The sequence below is a fragment of the Pseudoxanthobacter soli DSM 19599 genome (assembly GCF_900148505.1).
Classification (GTDB): Bacteria; Pseudomonadota; Alphaproteobacteria; order Rhizobiales; family Segnochrobactraceae; genus Pseudoxanthobacter; species Pseudoxanthobacter soli.
Genome location: NZ_FRXO01000002.1, coordinates 75,510 through 93,544 on the forward strand (window position 1 = coordinate 75,510; position 18,035 = coordinate 93,544).

Sequence of the window (18,035 nt, forward strand, 5' to 3'; positions counted from 1 at the left end):
CCTCCTATTCAGGCAGGACGTGACGGCGGCGGACAATCGGAGCAACATGAGGCCGAGGCCTCCGTCCTGAGGGGTGGAATCACCCGCGCGGACACGATCTGCGCCCGGGTGAGGCTGCTCCAGGGTTCAGATGTCCCGGACCGATGTGGGCCGGGGCGTTTCGGGATCCGGCGGAAGGCCGGGTTTGGCGTTGAGGGACGACGAACGGCACGACGTCGCGGCTCCGCGACCGGCCGGCCAGCGAACTGGGACGGGAAGCGGTGAACTATCAGCTGTTCGAATTGAACCACGCGGCACTGAGCCCCCTGCGGGCCGCCGCGGACGTGGCGAAGCTCTATTTCCGCAATCCGATCAACCCGCTCTCGCACACCGCACTCGGGCGCAGCATGGTCGCGGCGCTGGAGGTGTTCGAGCGCTCGACCCGCGTCTACGGAAAGCCGGTCTTCGGAATTTCCTCCACCGAAGTGCGCGGCGTGCGCACGCCGGTGACCGAGGAGATCGTGTGGGAGCGGCCGTTCTGCAAGCTCCTGCACTTCCGCCGGGGCACGGCGGAGGAAAGCCGGAAAGACCCCAAGCTTCTGATCGTGGCGCCGATGTCCGGCCATTATGCCACGCTTCTGCGCGGCACCGTGGAGGCGATGCTGCCCCGGCAGGACGTCTACATCACCGACTGGACCGATGCGCGGATGGTGCCGCTCGCCGAGGGCCGCTTCGACCTCGACGGCTATATCGACTACGTCATCGCGATGCTGCGCTTCCTCGGGCCGAACACCCACGTCATGGCGGTGTGCCAGCCGGCGGTTCCCGTGCTCGCCGCGACCGCGCTGATGGAGGAAGACAAGGACCCCGCCGCGCCGGCCACCATGACGCTGATGGGCGGGCCGATCGACACCCGCGTGGGCGAGACCGAGGTCAACCGCCTCGCCAAGGAGCGCGGCATCGACTGGTTCCGCCGCAACGTCATCCTTTCGGTGCCGTTCCCGCATCCCGGCTTCATGCGTCAGGTCTATCCGGGCTTCCTGCAGCTCTCGGGGTTCATGAGCATGAATCTCGACCGCCATGTCGACGCCCAGAGCGCGTTCTACCGGCACCTGATCAAGGGCGACGGCGATTCCGCCCGCAAGCACACCGAGTTCTACGACGAATATCTGGCGGTGATGGACCTCACCGCCGAGTTCTATCTCCAGACCGTGCAGACCGTGTTCATCAACCACGACCTGCCGAAGGGCACCATGACCCACCGCGAGCGGCGGGTCGATCCGGCGAAGGTCAAGCGCACCGCGATGCTGACCATCGAGGGCGAGTTCGACGACATCTCCGGCCCCGGCCAGACACGGGCGGCCCACGATCTGTGCACGGGCATTCCGGAGGACCGCCGCATCCACTACACCCAGGCGGGCGTCGGCCACTACGGCGTGTTCAACGGCTCGCGGTTCCGGGCGGAGATCGCGCCGCGCATTTCGGACTTCATCTGGACGTTCGACCGTCGCCCGCGCCGCGAAGTGCCCGCCGCGAAGCCTGAGACCGAAGCCGCGGCGCCGGAAGCCGGGCCGCAGGCCGCCGAGGTGGAGACGGCCGAGGTGGAGGCCGCCACCGCCGCCACTGCCGCCGTTCCGGCCGACGCGGTGGTCGAGAGCGCGCCGGCCGCGCCCGCGATCCATGCCGCCGTCGAGCCCGAGCCGGCCGAAGCGGCCACCGCCGCGCCGGCGCCGGCCACAGCGCGGAAAGCCACACGCGCCGCCGGAAAGGCGAAGGCCGAGCCCAAGGTGGAAGCGAAGGTCGAAGCGGAAGCGACGACCGAGACCGAAGCGAAAACCGAGACCGAAGCTGAGGCCGGGGCAACACCGGCGCCCGTGGCGGACGACACCCCGAAAGCCGCGGCGAAGCCGAAGCGCGCGCCCCGCGCCCGCACCGCCGCCGACATGCCGGCGACGCTCGCGCCGAAATCCACGCTTGGCCGCAAGCCCGGCAGCCTCGGCGCGGCCGGCGACGATCTCACCCGGATCAAGGGCGTCGGCCCGAGCATCGCCAAGGCGCTGCGCGATCTCGGCTACGGCCGTTTCGCCGACATCGCCGGTCTCGATGCCGCGGCGATCGCGCGCATCGAGGAACACATCGGCTTTCCGGGCCGGGTCGTGCGCGACGGCTGGATCGACCAGGCCGCGGCGCTGATCGCGCGGCATTGACGGCGCGCACGGGAACAGGTGCCCGCCGCCGATGATGGCGCGGGCGGCCCGCGTCCGTTTCCAACCGCGGCGGGAACTTGAAACCGGGCCGCGCCGTCACCAGTTCCTTGAGGTCTGTTGTTCCAACGGGATCGGGTTCGACGATGAACACATGCTCCGCCTTCCGGCCGGGACGCCATCATCCGGCTCTGTACCTCGCCACGCTGATCGCCTTCGTGGTCTATTGGCCGGTCGGCCTTGCGCTGGGCGCCTACATTCTGTGGGGCGACCATTTCCGCCAGCTCGCCGGCGACATGCGCAGCCGGTTCGACGGCGCCTTTGGTGGATCGCGGCAGGGCGGCGGCTTCTCGGCCGATTTCGGCCGCACCGGCAACGTCGCCTTCGACGATTACCGGACGCGTGAACTGAAGCGCCTCGAGGAAGAGCGCCGCAAGCTCGACGAGATGCGCGCCGAGTTCGATGCGTTCCTGCGCGAACTGCGCCGCGCCAAGGACCAGGAAGAGTTCGACCGGTTCATGGCCAACCGCGGCAACTTCCGCCCGGACGCGCCGCCTTCCGGCACATGAGCGAAAGCGGTCCGACGCGACGGGCCATCGACAATACCCATCGACATGAAGCGAGCGGGGCGCCTCTTTCCGGAGTGCGTCCCGCTCTTTTTTCGTCTCGACGTCTGCGGGGTTCCGCGGGCGTGCCGGGCAGCGCCATCAGCTGGTGATCGTCTGGCCGTTGATCGCCGTGTTGACGGCGCTGCCGACGATGCCGCCGACCGCGGCGCCTCCCGCCGTCACCGCGGCGCCGGTGGTGACCAGGCCGGCCGTGGTGGCCGCCGCCATCTCGCCTTCCAGCACGAAGGGCGCGAGCGTGCCGCCGGAGACGACGGTGAGCGCGACGCCCGCCACGGCGCCGAGGCCGAGGCCGATCCAGGTGCCGAGGCTCAGACCGCCGTTCAGGCCGTCGATTTCGCTGTCGGCGAGGGTCAGGACGCCGGGCTGGCCGGCCATCACCATCATGTTGACGTCGTGGGTGTTGAATTCACGGGTGTTGAACTGGGTGGACATGGGTCTTCTCCCTTTGATCTCAGTCCGATGATGGGAATTTGCGATTGATCCGTTACGGAGCCGCTTCGGCTCGCGATCAGCTCATCGAGTTCGCGATGCTCGCGCCCTCGTAGCCGCCGGCGGCGCCGGTCACCGTCGCGGCGACGGCCGTTCCGACGGTGGTTGCGGTCGCTGCCGCGGCGGCCGTGCCGCCGGCATCGAGGACGAGGGCGGCGACCAGCGGGGCGGCAGCGCCGCCCGTCAGCACCGCGGCACCGACACCGACCGCGACGCCCAATGCGGCCCCGAGCACATCCCACCAGCTTCCGCCGGCAACGGCGGCCAGGGCCTCGTCATCGAGGATTTCGGCCGTGTTGGTCATTGCATGGATCGACATTTTTGCCTCCTTCAAGTTCATCTCAAAGCGCCTCGGCTTCCGGATCGGCTTTATATTTCGCCTTCGGAAGTCTGCGGTGGGGTTGATTTACCGCCGAGAAATAATGACTCTGATCGTCAAAACTTGTCCGGCATCGGCGTTCAAGATGTCGAAGGGAAGAACGAGGTGATTTCCTGTGTTCGTATCTTCCTGTCGACATCGCCGCGTCGATGAGATGAAGATACTCCTTCCCCATCCGAGGTATAGGGGGGCATACCCCATAGTGGGTACATGTCTTGGAATTAACAATCAGTCGCGATTGCAGGATCACGGCAGGTCGAATGCCGCGTGGCCCGACCGTCCGTCATGGCCGGACGTGTCGGCTCTCACTGCGGGCCACGCGGCGGCCGTGGGACGATCACGCCTGCCAGGGCCGATCGCGGGACAAAGGGTCGGGGACGGGAGGCGTTCAGGGACAGGATATTCAGCGGGCGTGCGATTCAGCCGCCCGGCGATTCAGCGGCTTGGGTCGTTGGGCAACCGGGGCTCCGATGGCCGGCCCGTTGCGGGGCACCCGCAGCGCCGGAAAGACGGCGGAGCGGACGGCCGATCGGCCGGACGGGCCGTCGCCGGGGCGGGCACCTTCCGCACGCAGGACGTTTCGGACCTCAGACAGACAGGGGGCGGCCGCGCACGGGGGCGGCGGCCGCGGCCGGGACGACGCCGACCGATGGCGGCGCGCCCGGGCGGCCGAAGCGCGGCCTCAAGGGGTCGCCGGGGCGACCTTCTGGTAGGTGTTCTTGAAGTCGTCCTGGATCACGGTGGCCTTGCCGCCGGCGGAGAGCAGCAGATCGGTCTGGGGCACGCGCTCGGCGTAGGTCCAGCCCTTCGGCAGCTTGAGACGCGCGCCGAGATTGGGAAGATCGGCGAAGGACAGCGTCTTGTCGACGATGCGGGCATAGGACTGCATGACATAGACCGCGCCGTCCGGGGCGGTGAGTTCGAACACCGGCTTGCCGGCATCGAAGCGATAGACCGTATCGCGGTCCACCGTGGTCTCGGTGTAGGGCGCCTGCCTGATGATATCCATCCAGGAAAGCGCGACTTCAGCCCGCTTCTCGAAGGTGATGCCGCCGATCTCAACCACGTCGCCGTTCATGGTGGCGCCGGAGCCGAGGATGGTATCCATGATGAAGTAGCGCGGGCCGTTCATGACGACCATGTAGACGTCGAACCGGTCGCGGACAGCGGCCTCGGTCAGCTTCTCCCAGAGGTCCTCCGGGCAGTCGTCGTGGCCGACCGTGTTGTAGACGCTGGCCGTGGGGCCCGTCAGCGAGAACGAAAGCGGCAGGATCTCGCAGTAGCGCCGGTCGCGCATCGCCAGCTTGCCGTTACCTGACATCGACGCCTCCTGCGTGTTGCCCGCCTCGGGCGCGGGTGCGGCCGTCTGGGCACCGGCCGGCGCCGCGGCAAGGACGAGCAGCGCGGACGCGGCGAGGACGCGCGCCCGCAGGGCGGACATGGCCCCGCCGAGGGGAGAAGCTTGCAAAAGTCCCATGAACGTTCCCCGTTGCCGGTTACGGGGTTCAGCCTCGCAAATCCTGCCGCAGTGCGGAAGACCGAGCGGGGGATACAGCCAATAATCGCCACCCGCGAAAGCGGCATCGCAACGAAAAAGGCCCCGCCTCTCGCGAGGCGGAGCCTTTCTCAGGGCAGCGATGCGGCAGAGAGCCTGCATCAGGAGCCGGTGTTGCCGGAGGTCGGCGGCAGGGCGATGCCGGGCCCGAGCGGCAGGTTGGAAAAGCCCGGCGGCAGCGCGATGCCGGGTCCGAGCGGGAGGCCCACGATGGCCTTTACAGCGTTGGTCGGGTTGAACGGCTCCACCGGGCCGGGCTCGAAGGGCACGAGGTTGAAGCCGCCATCGACGTGGGCCAGCGCGTCGTCATCGAGCAGCAGGGTATTTTCGTTGGTGTTGAAGGTCGACATGATCCGTCTCCAGGTTCGCAGTTCGCAGTTGCAGTTTGCGGTTCGGGTTGATGGTTCGGCTCAGTGCGTCGACTGGGTCGGGGGCACGAACTGGTTCGCATCCGGGTTCGGGCACGGACCGATCGGGAAATTCACCGTCGGGTTCGGGCACGGACCGATGACGGGGTCGGTCGGGTTCGGGCAGGGCCCGAACCAGTAGCCGCCGGAGACGGCGACCAGCGCCTCGTCATCGAGGAAGTTCGCACCGGTGTTGATTTCGAAGATCGACATGATTGCCTCACTCAAGTTCGGGTTCAGACAAGGCCGCATCCGGATTTCCAAAGGGATTTTCCGGAGGTGTCCCGTTGATTTTTACATCGCCGAGAAAGAATGGCTCGTGGCATCAAGACTTGGTCGGCATCGGCGTTTGTGATGTTTTCAGAAGAAGCGATTTTAGTTTCGTCGTTTCTTCGTTCGACATCGCCGCGTCGATGAGATGAAGATACTCCTCTGCGCCGTGTTGAATAGACGGCTGTTCCCCAAAGCGGGTACATTTCCTGTAATTAACAATCAGTCGCATCAACGCGCGGGCCGAGTGCGCCGGCGGACTGACGGCAGACATCGCGCCGGGAACGCGGCAGACTGGAGCGGCGCGATTCGGCCCGCCCGGCCGGCTCGCGGGCTCCCCGTTTCATCCGCCAGGTTCTGCCGTCAGGGTTGGCCGTTCACGCCTCATGGGTCTGTTCCAAACCATCTCGGAGGTCCGCCGCCGGACCGCCCGGCCGCTGCCCGAGACGCTCGCGGTCGAGATCGACCGCCGCATCGTACCGGTGCGGCTGCGGGTCAACGCGCGTGCGCGCCGCCTGACGCTGCGGCTGCCGATCGGCACGGATTCGCCTGTCGTCACCGTGCCGCCCAGGGTGAACGAGGCGGCGGTGCGTGCCTTCCTGCACGAACACCGCGCCTGGCTCGCCGAACGCATGGCGCGGCGGCCGCAGCCGGTGCCGTTCCGCGCCGGCGAGACCGTTCCGTTCCGCGGCACGCCGCACCTGATCCACCATGACGGCCGGATGCGCGGCGGCGTCCGCGCGGAGATCGGGGAGGACGGCGTTGCGCGCCTCGTCGTCAGCGGGGATCCGCTGGCGCTGCCGCGCCGGGTGTCGACCTTCCTGCGGCGCGAGGCCGAAGCCGCCATCAATCACGCCGTCCGGCGCGACACCGCTGCCCTCGGCGTCGCGGCGAAGGCCGTGCGCATCCGCGACACCACCAGCCGGTGGGGCTCGTGCACCAGCGACGGCATCCTCTCGTTCTCATGGCGGGTCGTGCTGGCGCCGCCGTTCGTTCTCGACTATCTCGTCGCGCACGAAGTGGCCCATCTCGTGGAGATGAACCATTCGCCCGCCTTCTGGCGGCTCGTCGCGCGGCTTCACCCGGAAGCGCGGCAGGGTCGTCTCTGGCTCAAGCAGCACGGTCCGCTGCTCCACGCCATCGGTCCCCGAGACGCCTGAGGGATCGCGGCCGTGCCGCGACCGGGCGGCGCGGATCGTGCATCTTAATGCCCTGCTTCGTTGGTCCTGCTACGTCGCTCCTGCTTGTCTGGTTTCGCCTATCCGGGGCCTGCCATGTCGTTCACCGAGATCTTCATGCTGCTGGTGCCGGTGTTCGGGCTGCTCGGCCTCGGCTGGCTCGCCGCGACGCTCAAGCTGATGCCGGTGGCCGTATCGGATGCGCTCGGCACCTTCGCCGCCACCATCGCGCTGCCGGCACTGCTGTTCCACGCGCTCGCCAAGGCCCACTTTCCCGATATCTCACCCTGGCCGTTCTGGATCGCCTATTTCACCGGGGTCGTGATCACCTGGGGTCTCGGCGATTTCTGCTACCGGCGGCTGTTCGGCGGCGAGGCGCGCATCGGCATCGTGGCGGGAGTGTCCTCCGCCTTCTCCAACACGGCGATGCTCGGCATCCCGATCGTGTTCTCGGTCTACGGCAAGGCCGGCGACGTGCCGCTGCTCTTGCTGATCTCGGTGCACCTGCCGATCATGACGGTCGCGGCCACCGTGCTGTTCGAGCGTATCGAGATGGCGCAGTCGGGCCGCCGGCATTTCAACGTGGCGCACCTGACGAAGCGGATCGTCGTCAACATCGTCAAGAACCCGATCGTCATCGGCATCTTCGCGGGCGCGGTGGTGCGCGCGCTCGGCATCTCCATCGAAGGGCCGGTGGAGGAGATCGTGGTGCGCCTGTCGGATACCGCCGTGCCGTGCGCCCTGTTCGCGCTCGGCATGAGCCTGAAGCGCTACGGCCTGCGCGAGCACATCGCCGCCAGCGGCGTGATCGTGGTGCTGAAGCTCGTCGTCATGCCTGCGATCGTGTTCGTGATGAGCCGCTACGTGATGACGATGCCGCCGATCTGGTCGGCGGTCGCCACCGTTTCGGCCGCCTCGGCGACAGGCGTCAACGCCTACCTCATCGCCAACCGCGCCGGCGTCGGCCTCGGGCTCGCCTCGAACGCGATCACCGTCACCTCCGCCGCCGCCGCGATCACCATCGGCATCTGGCTCGGCATCATCGGCATTCCCTGAACCCGGCCGGAGCTGTCCCCGCGGTCAGGTCGCGCGAGGCGGCCCGAGGCCGACCATCGCGCGGATGTCCTGCGGCGTCGCGCCGCCCGCGCGAAGATCGGCGAGCACGGTGCCGCCGCGCGACTTCGAGAGCTTCTCGCCGGTCTCGTCCAGCACCAGCGCGTGGTGGTGGTAGACGGGTTCCGGCAGACCGAGCAGCCTCTGCAGCAGCCGATGGACCGCGGTCGAATGAAACAGGTCCCGCCCGCGCACGACGTGGGTGACGCCCTGCAGCGCATCGTCGACGACGACGGAAAGGTGGTAGCTCGTCGGGGTTTCCTTGCGCGCCAGCACGACATCGCCCCACGCGGCGGGATCGGCGGCGATCGTGCCGGTCTCGCCGGACGGCCCGGCGCCGGTCTCCCGCCATGTCAGCGGCCCGGCGACGGAAAGCGCCCGGCCCATATCGAGGCGGATCGCGGCCGGCTCGCCGCCGTCCCGCCGGCGCGCGATCTCGTCGGCGGCCGGAAGACGGGCGTCGCCCGGAAACAGCGGCGCGCCGTCGGGATCGCGCGGCCATCCCGCACCGGCCGCATCCGCCGCCCGCGCGGCTTCGGCGATCTCGCGCCGCGAGGCGTAGGAACGCATGAGCAGCCCGGCCCGGTCGAGCACCGCGAGCGCGGCGGCATAGGCGTCGAAGTGTTCCGACTGCCGGCGCACGGGCTCTTCCCATCGGATGCCGAGCCCGGCGAGGTCCTCCAGGATCGACGCCTCGTATTCCGGCCGGCAGCGCGACAGATCGATATCCTCGATGCGCAGCAGGAACCGCCCGCCCGCCGCCTGCGCCATGTCGAAATTCAGGAGCGCCGACAGCGCATGACCGAGATGCAGCCTGCCGTTCGGGCTCGGGGCAAAGCGGAAAACGGGTGGCGCCACGGTCGAATCCCGGTTGAGAGTGTGATTGCGACTGAAGAACCATTGCCGTTGCCCTGCTGGCAACATCCGCTTGCCGCCCCTGGGCGGCCTGACCTCGCATCCTCTTGCCGCCCTGCCCCGGCGCCGCGTTGCCGCAACCGCCCCGACCCGGCCCGCCACCACGCTCAGGGCCTGCGATGAGCCCTCCATGACCGATCTTGCGGCCGAGCCCACCTCCCCTTTCCGCCGCATCGAAACCGATGCCGACGTCGCCGAAGGCCTTGCGGCCCTCCTCCGCCTCGACCCGCGTCTGGTGCCGATCGCGGCGGCGGCCGGGCCGCTGCCGCTGCGCCGCGATGCAGCCGGGTTCTGCGGCCTCGCCCGGATCGTGGTCGCCCAGCAGGTCTCGACGGCGAGCGCCGCCGCGATCTGGCAACGGCTTGATACGGCGGGTGGCGGCGAGGCGGCGGGCTTTCTGGCGCTCGACGAAGCCGGCCGGATCGCGGCGGGGCTGTCGCGCGCCAAGGTGCGTACGTTGCAGGCGGCGGCCGAAGCCGTCGTCGCCGGCCGGCTCGACCTCACGGCTCTCGGCACCACCGGGATCGCGGCGCCGCAGACCGCGGCCATGATCGCCGTGCTCACCGCGCTTCCCGGCATCGGGCCCTGGACGCGGGACGCTTTCCTGATGTTCTGCGCCGGCCACCCGGACGTTTTCCCTGTGGGCGACGTCGCGCTGCGCACCGCCGTCGCCGCCGGGCTCGGCATCGGCGGTGGCCTGCCGCCACGCCGGGCGATGGCGACCGTCGAGGCGGAGGCCCTGCGGTGGCAGCCGTGGCGGTCGGTGGCGGCGCGGCTGTTCTGGGCCTATTATCGCACGCTCCGCGCCGGCCGGATGGCGCTGCCGCCCTGAGAATATCCTCGGCGCGCGGCCCGGACGGCCATGGCGCCGCCATGCGGGCACGCCCGCCGGACGACGCCCCGCAACGAACCCGACGGGCACTCCCGTCAGCCACGGTGATCGCAATGCCCCTTCTCGACGGCCCCCGCCTCGCGCCCGCCTCCGGCGGTGCCGCCCGGAAGCTCGTCGTGCTGCTGCACGGTTATGGCGCCTATGGCGACGACCTCGTTCCGCTCGCCGAGGCCTTCGCGGATTCGCTGCCGGACGTCGCCTTTCTCTCGCCCCACGCACCGTTCCCCTGCGGCGGCGCGCCGTTCGGACGGGAGTGGTTTCCGCTGTCCTTCCGCGATCCCTCGGAGTTCTCGCGCGGGGCGGACGCCGCCCGCCCGCTGCTCGAATCGTTTCTGGCCGCGGAGCTCGAATCGCTCGGGCTCGGACCCGGCGACCTCGCCCTCGTCGGCTTCAGCCAGGGCGCGATGATGGCGCTGCACACCGGCCTGCGACGACCCGCCGCGCCGGCGGTGATCATCGGCTATTCCGGCCTGCTGCCCGCCACCGAGCGCCTCGACATGGAGATGGTGCGCCCGCCGCCGCAGGTGGTGCTGATCCACGGCGAGGACGACGAGGTGGTGCCCGCCCCCTACTCGCAGATCGCCGCCGAGGCGCTTTCCCTGGCCGGCGCGCGGGTCGACAGCCACATGCGGCCCGGCCTCGGTCACGGGGTCGATGCGGAGGGCGCCGCGATCGGCCTCGCCTCGCTGGCCCACGCCTTCGCGCGCGGCCGGTAGCACGCCGGCCCGAACCGGAGCCTCAGGCACATCCTGCGGGGCCTCTCGTCCCGCACCGACCGGCCATTTGCGCGGGACTTCACACGGCCGACATCTTGGCTCTACAATCTGACTGCGCTCGTCCAGGGGGTCATCGTGATTCCGGTATGAGGAGCAGGCCGTGACTATCGCCGTCTCGCCCGATGCGCATCCCACGCTAGTGCTCAATGCCGATTACCGGCCTCTGAGCTATTACCCCTTGTCGCTCTGGTCCTGGCAGGACGCGATCAAGGCGGTGTTTCTCGATCGCGTGAACATCGTCTCGGAATACGACGTGAAGGTGCGAAGCCCCACCTTCGACATGAAGCTGCCGAGCGTCGTTTCCCTGAAGACCTACATCAAGCCGGCCCGCAACCCGGCTTTCACGCGCTTCAACGTGTTCCTGCGCGATCGCTTCGAATGCCAATATTGCGGCTCGCGCGACGACCTGACCTTCGACCACCTGATCCCGCGCTCCAAGGGCGGGCAGACGACGTGGGAGAACGTGCTGGCGGCCTGCTCGCCCTGCAACCTGATGAAGGGCAGCAAGAGCTGCAAGGAAGTGAACATGTGGCCGCGCCAGATGCCCTTCCGCCCGAACGTGCAGGACCTGCACAATAACGGCCGCCTGTTCCCGCCGAACTATCTGCACGAAAGCTGGCTCGACTTCCTGTACTGGGACGCCGAACTGGAGCCGTGAGCGGACGCGGACACCGCGTCCTCGTGCCCTTCCGCCGCGTCACACCGTGCCGGCGAGCCCGGCTTCCCAGCCGAGGATGGCGCGCTTGCGCGGCAGGCCCCAGTGATAGCCGCACAGGCCGCCGCTCTTGCCGAGCACCCGGTGGCAGGGAACCACGAACGACACCGGATTGCGCCCGACCGCCGAGCCGACCGCCCGGGCGGCAGTGGGCCGGCCGATGCGCCCGGCGATGTCGGTGTAGGTGGTCGCGCCCGCGAACGGGATCGACAGCAGCGTTTCCCAGACCTGCACCTCGAAATCGGACCCGATCAGCACCACGCGCAGCGGCCGGTCGGCCTTCCATTCCGCGGGATCGAAGGCGCGCGCCGCGAGCGGCGCGGTGGCCGCGGCATCCTCGACATAGCGGGCGCGGGGCCAGCGGCCGCGCATATCCTCGAACGCGGCGGCATCCTCACCGGCGTCGGCGAACGCCAGACCGGCGAGCCCGCGATCCGTCACCATCACCAGCGCGCGGCCGAACGGGCTGTCGTGCCAGCCATAGCGGATTTCGAGCCCCTCGCCGCCGGCGCGATAGGCGCCCGGCGTCATCGCCTCGTGGGTGACGAACAGGTCGTGCAGCCGCGCCGGGCCGGAAAGCCCGAGTTCGTAGGTGGTGTCGAACACGCTGGCGCCTTCCACCCTGAGCAGGCGCCGGGCGTGATCGAGCGTCACGGCATGGAGAAACTGCTTCGGCGTGATGCCGGCGAAGCGGCGGAAGGCGCGCTCCAGCCGCACGGGCGAGATCCCCGCCGCGTTGGCGATATCGGCGACTTCCGGGTGGTCGCGCCAGCGCTCGGACACGAAGGCGAGCGCGCGGCGCACCAGATCGTAGTCGGCGGAGGGACCGGGATCGGTCTCCTCCCGTTCGGGTGCCAGGTCGGCGAGGGTCGCTTCGGCAAGGCTCATGACAACAATCCGGGCAGAGGGATCCGGCGCACCGCGCCGGGATTCGGTTCGCCATCCTCGCGTGGAGCCGCCGCGCCGCCAATCCGATTTCGGACGGCGGCCTCAGGCGGGCCCGCCGCTGCGCGCCGTCGCCAGCGCGGCGCCGAATGCCACGGCGAAGCTTTCCCGCTCGACCGGGCCGAGAAACCGGCCGATCTCGACCGAGCGACCGTGAGAGGCGAGCGCGATCCGCACCACACCCTCGTCCTCCACGCGCTCGACCGTGAGGCGCGCCCAGGCGGGGTTGAGGCTCTCGGTCGCCACCGCGCCCTTGGCGGAGATGCGGCGGATGCGGATTTCCACGGGCGAGACCTCGATCTCCTCCCGCGCGCGGGCCGCGATGTAGTTGGCGCGGAAGGCGAACCACACCAGGAGCACATCGAGCCCGAAGAAGCCGAACACCGGCCACGCGCCGATCGACCAGAACAGGAGACCGGCCGAGAACGAGATCGCCACCAGCACCGACATCAGCACGAGAAATCCCCGCCGCCCCAGGGAGCGGTGGGGCGTCAACACGGCGCGGAAGAAAGTGGTGTCGTCGAAGCGTTCGGCCATGGCAGGCAACGTCCGGTCCGGCCTATGGTTTCGATCGGAAAGTGCGGAGCATTATAGATCAGCCATGAAAACCGCAAAGACGGTATCGCCGGGCGCGCGAAAGGCAAGCGGAGCGGCTTCGCCGAAGGTGGCGAAAGCCGCGCTGAAGCCGGCGGCGGCGGCCCCGGCCGTCGCCGTCCGCAGGCCCACCAAGGCCAAGGCGAACACGCGCGCTGCCGAGACCGCCGCGAGCCTCGGCGGCGTGACCGCCTATTCCCCGGCCGAGATCGAGGCGATCTTTTCCCGCTTCGAGGCGGCGGACCCCGATCCGCGCAGCGAGCTCGTCTATTCCAACCCGTTCACGCTGCTGGTGGCGGTCGTTCTCTCCGCCCAGGCGACGGATGCCGGCGTGAACAAGGCGACACGCGGCCTGTTCGCCATGGCCGACACCCCCGCCGCGATGCTCGCCCTCGGCGAGGACAGGGTGCGCGACGCGATCAAGACCATCGGCCTATTCCGCAACAAGGCGAAGAACGTGGTGGCGCTGTCGCGCATTCTGGTGGAGCGCCATGGCGGCGAGGTGCCTGCGAACCGCGCCGCGCTCGAAGAGCTGCCGGGCGTCGGGCGCAAGACGGCGAACGTGGTGCTCAACGTCGCCTTCGGCGAGCCGACCATCGCGGTCGATACCCACATCTTTCGCGTCGCCAACCGCATCCTGCTGGCGCCGGGCAAGACGCCGGACGCCGTGGAGGAAGCGCTGGAGCGCATCGTGCCGCCGCGCTTTCGCCAGCACGCCCACCACTGGCTGATCCTGCACGGCCGCTATACCTGCGTCGCCCGCAGACCGCTCTGCGAGCGCTGCATCATCGCGGACCTCTGCAAGAGTCCGGAGAAGGTGCTGGCCGCCTGAGGCCCCGCAGCGGGATCGCTCAGGCCGGCACCATCAGGCCGCCGGCCGGAGCGAACCGCGCGCCGGCGAGCGCGTGATCGACGCGCCGGCGCACCGCATCATAGGCCTCGGCGAAGGCCCGCCGCCCGCCCTTGCCGAGCGGATCCTCAATCAGCCACGCCAGCCGCCGGGGCGGACTGCGCCACGCCGGCTCGGCGACGCCGAGCACCTTCGGGCCGAGCGCCACCACCACGTCGGGCTCCGGCGCGAGGTCGAACGCGAACAGTTCCAGCGGCTTCGGTTCCAGCCGCTCGGTGGAGAGGCCGGCGCCGGCCAGCGTCTCCAGCGCGCGCGGATGGACAGTATCGGCCGGCTCCACGCCGGCGGAGAAGGCACGGAAACCCGGCAGGCCGAGATGATTGAGGTAGGCCTCGGCCATGATGCTCAGCCCGGCATTGCGGGCGCAGACAAACAGCACCGACACGCGACTCACGGCATTTCTCCTCGGGATGGCCGCCCCGGACAGCCGGCGGCGGTTGGCGCCGGCAGCCGCCACGACCCGCAACTCAGCGCCGGGACGAGGGGGCCGCGGCCGGGAAGAAACCCGGCCGCCGCGGCACCGGTCGGATAGTCCCGTAAGGAGACGAACATATGACATCCGCCGGCAACCATGTCGGCCGTGGGCCGCGCCAACCCCGCTCAGGCCGGCGGGGTGTGGCAGACCGCCTCGATGTTGCATCCGTCGGGATCGAGCACGAACGCGCCGTAATAGTGGGCGTGGTAGTGCGGCCGAAGGCCGGGGGCGCCGTTGTCGCTGCCGCCGGCAGCCATCGCCGCCGCGTAGAAGGCATCGACCTCGGCCCGATTCGCCGCGGCGAAGGCGATGTGGATTCCGGCCGCGCCGCCCGCGCGCCCGCCCGTGCCGATCCAGAAGAACGGCTTGCCCTCGGTGCCGAAGCCCGCGTGGCGGTCGGTGCCGCCGGTCATCTCGGGCGTCACCTCCATCTGCACGGCGATGCCGAGCGGTTCGAGCGCCGCGCGATAGAACGCGATCGAGCGCCCGAAATCGGAGACGGTGATGCCGACATGATCCATCATGGACTTCGTCCTTTCTTGTTTTCTATGGAACGGCCGCCGGACGGCGCAGGCGCCGAAAGGCGGGGGAGTTAAGAATAGCGCTGGAACAAATCAGAAACATTTGTGTAGCATGATGCGACAGCCGGCAAGGGGGCTCCGCCGCCCTCCGCCGGAACGACCGGGATAACGCCGCCTCCGCCGCAGGCGGGACGAGGGCCTTCACAGGAGATCGCGCCGATGACCATCGCCGACTGGACCATCGCCGCCGCGGTGTTCCTGACCTACATCGTCATGCTGCCGGCGAAGCTCGACCCGTCGTTCGACAACCGTGACCCGCGCGCCTGCCACGCGGCGCAGAAGGGACTGCGGCGGCGGGCCTATTCCGCCCACCTCAACGGGTTCGAGGCGCTGGTGTTCTTCATTCCGGCCGTGCTGCTCGCCGAGTTCCGCGGCGCGCCCCAGGGCTTCGTCGACGCGGCGGCGCTGGTGTTCGTGGTGGCGCGCGCGGCCTATGGGGCGTGCTATCTCGCCAATCTCGGCGCGGCGCGGTCGGTCGCATGGGCGGTCGGCTTTCTGTCGGCCTGCGCGATCTTCGTGTCGCCGTTGTGGAGCTGATCCGGTGAACCCGCCCGCCGCCATTTGGCCCCCTCCCCCGATCGCGCTATCTGGAACGTCATGACGCCGCAGCCGATTCGCATCCTTGGGATCGATCCCGGCCTCCGCCGCACCGGCTGGGGGGCGATCGAGGTCGTCGGCAGCGCGGTGCATTTCGTCGCCTCCGGCACCATCACCTCCGACGGCGACGACGACCTGCCGCGCCGGCTGGTCGACCTGTTCGAGGGGCTGACGGCGGTGTTCGACCGCATCGCGCCGCACGAGGCGGCCGTGGAGCAGACCTTCGTCAACCGCGACGCCACCGGCACGCTGAAGCTGGGGCAGGCCCGCGGCATCGCCCTGCTGGTGCCGGCGCGCGCGGGGTTGTCCGTCGGCGAATATGCCCCGAACGCGGTGAAGAAGGCCGTGATCGGCGCCGGCCACGGCGAGAAGCAGCAGATCCGCATGATGGTGAAGGTGCTGCTGCCGCGCGCGACCTTCGACACCGACGATGCCGCCGACGCGCTCGCCATCGCCCTGTGCCACGCCCACCACCGCGCCTCGCGCCTCGGCGCTCTGGCGGAAATGGCGAAGCCGAAGCGCGGCCGGCAGGCGAAGGCCGCGCTGCCGCCGCGGCTGGCGGCCGCCCTGGCGGCGGCGAAATGACCGCCCCGGCCGACCGCACGCCGGCGCCAGAAGCCCGTTCCCCGCGCCTTGGGGGCGCCGCGCGGCGTCCCGGCACCGCTATCGACCCACCCCTCGCCATCGGCAGGCCCGCATGATCGGAAAGCTCACCGGCCTCGTCGACAGCGTCGCGGCCGACCACGTCATCCTCGATGTCGGCGGCGTCGGCTACGAGGTGTTCTGCCCCGCCCGCGTGCTCGGCCACCTGCCGAAGACCGGCGAACGGACGAGCCTCGTGATCGAGATGCTGGTGCGGGAGGACATGATTCGCCTGTTCGGCTTTTCGAGCGTGGCGGAACGCGGCTGGTTCCGCCAGCTCTGCACCGTGCAGGGCGTCGGCGCCAAGGTGGCGCTTGCGGTGCTGGGCGTGATGAGCGCCAATGACCTCGCCGCCGCCATCGCGCTGCAGGACAAGGATACGCTCACGCGGGTGCCGGGCGTCGGCAAGCGCCTCGCGGAGCGGCTGGTGACGGAACTCAAGGCTGTCGCCCCGCCGCTCGACGCGCCGGGTGCGATCATCGGCGGCGGCACGGCGGTGGCCCCTTCGCGCGATCCTGCCGCGGCGGATGCGATTTCGGCCCTCGTCAATCTCGGCTACGGCGAACCGCAGGCGCGCGCCGCCGTCGCCAGCGCCCGTGCCGAGGCCGGCGAGGACGCACCCACGGCGAGCCTGATCCGGCTCAGCCTGAAGGAACTGGCACGGTGAGGGAGCGCGCGACGTGAGCGGACGGCCTGCGGGCGGCAAGGGGCGAATCGGCGAGGCGCCGATGCGCGGTCGCCTCGACAAGGGAGACGGCGAGCGGATGGTGACGGCCGAGGAGCGCCCGGACGATGCCGACGTCGCGCTGCGTCCCCAGCGGCTCGCCGACTTCGTCGGCCAGGCGCGGGCGCGCGAGAATCTCTCCGTTTTCATCGAAGCGGCGCGCACGCGCCGGGAGGCGCTCGACCACGTGCTGCTGGTCGGCCCGCCCGGCCTCGGCAAGACGACGATGGCGCAGATCGTGTCGCGCGAGCTCGGCGTGTCGTTCAAGGCGACCGCCGGCCCGGTGATCGCCAAGGCCGGAGACCTCGCGGCGCTGCTCACCAATCTCGAAGACCGCGACGTGCTGTTCATCGACGAGATCCACCGGCTCTCCCCGGCGGTCGAGGAAATCCTCTATCCCGCGATGGAGGACTTCGTGCTCGACCTGATCATCGGCGAAGGCCCGGCGGCGCGTTCGGTGCGCATCGACCTCGCCCGCTTCACGCTGGTCGGGGCGACCACCCGGCTCGGCCTTCTCACCAACCCGCTGCGCGACCGTTTCGGCATCCCGATCCGCCTCGAGTTCTACTCGGCGGAGGAACTGGAGGCGATCGTCACCCGCGGCGCCCGGCTGTTCGGCATCGGCATGACGGCGGACGGCGCTGCGGAGATCGCCCGGCGCTCCCGCGGCACGCCGCGCATCGCGGGGCGGCTGCTGCGCCGGGTGCGCGACTTCGCCATCGTCGCCGGCAAGGAAGCGATCGACCGCGCCATCGCTGACGATGCCCTGTTGCGCCTCGAAGTCGACGCCGCCGGGCTCGACACCCTCGACCGGCGCTATCTCAAGGTGATCGCGGAGAATTTCGGCGGCGGGCCGGTCGGGATCGAGACCATCGCCGCCGCGCTGTCGGAGCCGCGCGACGCCATCGAGGAAATCGTCGAGCCCTATCTCATCCAGCAGGGCCTGACCCAGCGCACGCCGCGGGGCCGCGTGCTGACGCCGGCCGCCTTCCGCCACCTCGGCCTCGCGCCCCCGACCAGCCTGCCCGCCGACCAGATGGGCCTGTTCAACGGCGACGGCTGATCC

At 69.8% G+C, this 18,035-nt stretch carries 22 protein-coding genes; 12 read left to right on the forward strand and 10 right to left on the reverse strand.

All coding sequences use genetic code 11. The features are described 5' to 3' along the window. Positions 1-260 precede the first annotated feature (260 nt). Positions 261-2,186, forward strand: a complete 1,926-nt coding sequence (gene phaZ / locus BUF17_RS04800) for a polyhydroxyalkanoate depolymerase (RefSeq protein ID WP_073626195.1) — start codon at positions 261-263, stop codon at positions 2,184-2,186. Positions 2,187-2,329: 143 nt separating this feature from the next. Beyond that, entirely contained in the window at positions 2,330-2,752 is a 423-nt protein-coding gene (locus BUF17_RS04805; protein ID WP_073626197.1) for a DUF2852 domain-containing protein, read from the forward strand. A gap of 138 nt (positions 2,753-2,890) precedes the next feature. Here the strand turns inward: BUF17_RS04805 and BUF17_RS04810 are convergent, their stop codons facing one another. The 5 genes from BUF17_RS04810 to BUF17_RS04830 form a co-directional block, all read right to left on the reverse strand. Next, positions 2,891-3,244: a hypothetical protein gene (locus tag BUF17_RS04810; protein ID WP_073626199.1), complete on the reverse strand. Its 354-nt coding sequence runs from the start codon at positions 3,242-3,244 to the stop codon at positions 2,891-2,893. Positions 3,245-3,320: 76 nt separating this feature from the next. Then, on the reverse strand, positions 3,321-3,620 hold the full coding sequence (locus BUF17_RS04815; RefSeq protein ID WP_073626201.1) for a hypothetical protein: 300 nt from the start codon (positions 3,618-3,620) through the stop codon (positions 3,321-3,323). A 742-nt stretch (positions 3,621-4,362) separates the two neighbouring features. Then, positions 4,363-5,121 (reverse strand): hypothetical protein, encoded by a 759-nt coding sequence (locus BUF17_RS04820; RefSeq protein ID WP_073626203.1) that lies wholly within the window; start codon positions 5,119-5,121, stop codon positions 4,363-4,365. Between the two features lie 215 nt (positions 5,122-5,336). Further along, complete coding sequence (locus BUF17_RS04825; RefSeq protein WP_073626206.1) at positions 5,337-5,585, reverse strand: hypothetical protein; 249 nt, start codon at positions 5,583-5,585, stop codon at positions 5,337-5,339. 60 nt (positions 5,586-5,645) lie between these two features. Beyond that, the gene (locus BUF17_RS04830) at positions 5,646-5,855 is read right to left on the reverse strand and encodes a hypothetical protein (RefSeq protein WP_073626208.1); all 210 of its coding nucleotides are present in this window, start codon (positions 5,853-5,855) and stop codon (positions 5,646-5,648) included. Between the two features lie 443 nt (positions 5,856-6,298). Between BUF17_RS04830 and BUF17_RS04835 the strand changes: the two genes are divergently transcribed. Beyond that, entirely contained in the window at positions 6,299-7,072 is a 774-nt protein-coding gene (locus tag BUF17_RS04835; RefSeq protein WP_073626209.1) for a M48 family metallopeptidase, read from the forward strand. 114 nt (positions 7,073-7,186) lie between these two features. After that, the gene (locus tag BUF17_RS04840) at positions 7,187-8,146 is read left to right on the forward strand and encodes an AEC family transporter (RefSeq protein ID WP_084564038.1); all 960 of its coding nucleotides are present in this window, start codon (positions 7,187-7,189) and stop codon (positions 8,144-8,146) included. A gap of 24 nt (positions 8,147-8,170) precedes the next feature. Here the strand turns inward: BUF17_RS04840 and gluQRS are convergent, their stop codons facing one another. Continuing rightward, entirely contained in the window at positions 8,171-9,061 is an 891-nt protein-coding gene (gene gluQRS, locus BUF17_RS04845; RefSeq protein WP_073626211.1) for a tRNA glutamyl-Q(34) synthetase GluQRS, read from the reverse strand. Between the two features lie 187 nt (positions 9,062-9,248). Here gluQRS and BUF17_RS04850 point away from each other — a divergent pair, with 187 nt between their 5' ends. From BUF17_RS04850 to BUF17_RS04860, 3 genes are all read left to right on the forward strand, one after another. Then, on the forward strand, positions 9,249-9,950 hold the full coding sequence (locus BUF17_RS04850) for a DNA-3-methyladenine glycosylase family protein (protein WP_073626214.1): 702 nt from the start codon (positions 9,249-9,251) through the stop codon (positions 9,948-9,950). A 113-nt stretch (positions 9,951-10,063) separates the two neighbouring features. After that, complete coding sequence (locus BUF17_RS04855) at positions 10,064-10,726, forward strand: alpha/beta hydrolase (RefSeq protein ID WP_073626216.1); 663 nt, start codon at positions 10,064-10,066, stop codon at positions 10,724-10,726. Positions 10,727-10,886: 160 nt separating this feature from the next. Next, entirely contained in the window at positions 10,887-11,444 is a 558-nt protein-coding gene (locus tag BUF17_RS04860; protein WP_073626218.1) for an HNH endonuclease, read from the forward strand. Positions 11,445-11,483: 39 nt separating this feature from the next. On the opposite strand, the gene BUF17_RS04865 is transcribed toward BUF17_RS04860, so the two are convergent. Together BUF17_RS04865 and BUF17_RS04870 are read right to left on the reverse strand one after the other, a co-directional pair. Next, positions 11,484-12,389 (reverse strand): methylated-DNA--[protein]-cysteine S-methyltransferase, encoded by a 906-nt coding sequence (locus tag BUF17_RS04865; RefSeq protein WP_073626220.1) that lies wholly within the window; start codon positions 12,387-12,389, stop codon positions 11,484-11,486. 102 nt (positions 12,390-12,491) lie between these two features. Beyond that, complete coding sequence (locus tag BUF17_RS04870; RefSeq protein ID WP_073626222.1) at positions 12,492-12,983, reverse strand: DUF2244 domain-containing protein; 492 nt, start codon at positions 12,981-12,983, stop codon at positions 12,492-12,494. A 64-nt stretch (positions 12,984-13,047) separates the two neighbouring features. Between BUF17_RS04870 and nth the strand changes: the two genes are divergently transcribed. Further along, positions 13,048-13,872, forward strand: a complete 825-nt coding sequence (gene nth / locus BUF17_RS04875) for an endonuclease III (protein ID WP_244530764.1) — start codon at positions 13,048-13,050, stop codon at positions 13,870-13,872. A gap of 19 nt (positions 13,873-13,891) precedes the next feature. Here nth and BUF17_RS22840 read toward each other — a convergent pair whose 3' ends face one another. Then, complete coding sequence (locus tag BUF17_RS22840; RefSeq protein ID WP_073626224.1) at positions 13,892-14,344, reverse strand: arsenate-mycothiol transferase ArsC; 453 nt, start codon at positions 14,342-14,344, stop codon at positions 13,892-13,894. A 206-nt stretch (positions 14,345-14,550) separates the two neighbouring features. Further along, positions 14,551-14,949 (reverse strand): VOC family protein, encoded by a 399-nt coding sequence (locus BUF17_RS04885; protein WP_073626226.1) that lies wholly within the window; start codon positions 14,947-14,949, stop codon positions 14,551-14,553. A 216-nt stretch (positions 14,950-15,165) separates the two neighbouring features. Between BUF17_RS04885 and BUF17_RS04890 the strand changes: the two genes are divergently transcribed. From BUF17_RS04890 to ruvB, 4 genes are all read left to right on the forward strand, one after another. Next, entirely contained in the window at positions 15,166-15,543 is a 378-nt protein-coding gene (locus tag BUF17_RS04890) for an MAPEG family protein (RefSeq protein ID WP_073626228.1), read from the forward strand. A 60-nt stretch (positions 15,544-15,603) separates the two neighbouring features. Continuing rightward, complete coding sequence (gene ruvC, locus BUF17_RS04895) at positions 15,604-16,188, forward strand: crossover junction endodeoxyribonuclease RuvC (protein ID WP_084564047.1); 585 nt, start codon at positions 15,604-15,606, stop codon at positions 16,186-16,188. Between the two features lie 112 nt (positions 16,189-16,300). Further along, positions 16,301-16,912 (forward strand): Holliday junction branch migration protein RuvA, encoded by a 612-nt coding sequence (gene ruvA, locus BUF17_RS04900; protein WP_073626230.1) that lies wholly within the window; start codon positions 16,301-16,303, stop codon positions 16,910-16,912. A 61-nt stretch (positions 16,913-16,973) separates the two neighbouring features. Further along, entirely contained in the window at positions 16,974-18,032 is a 1,059-nt protein-coding gene (ruvB, locus tag BUF17_RS04905) for a Holliday junction branch migration DNA helicase RuvB (RefSeq protein ID WP_073626232.1), read from the forward strand. Positions 18,033-18,035: the final 3 nt, after the last annotated feature.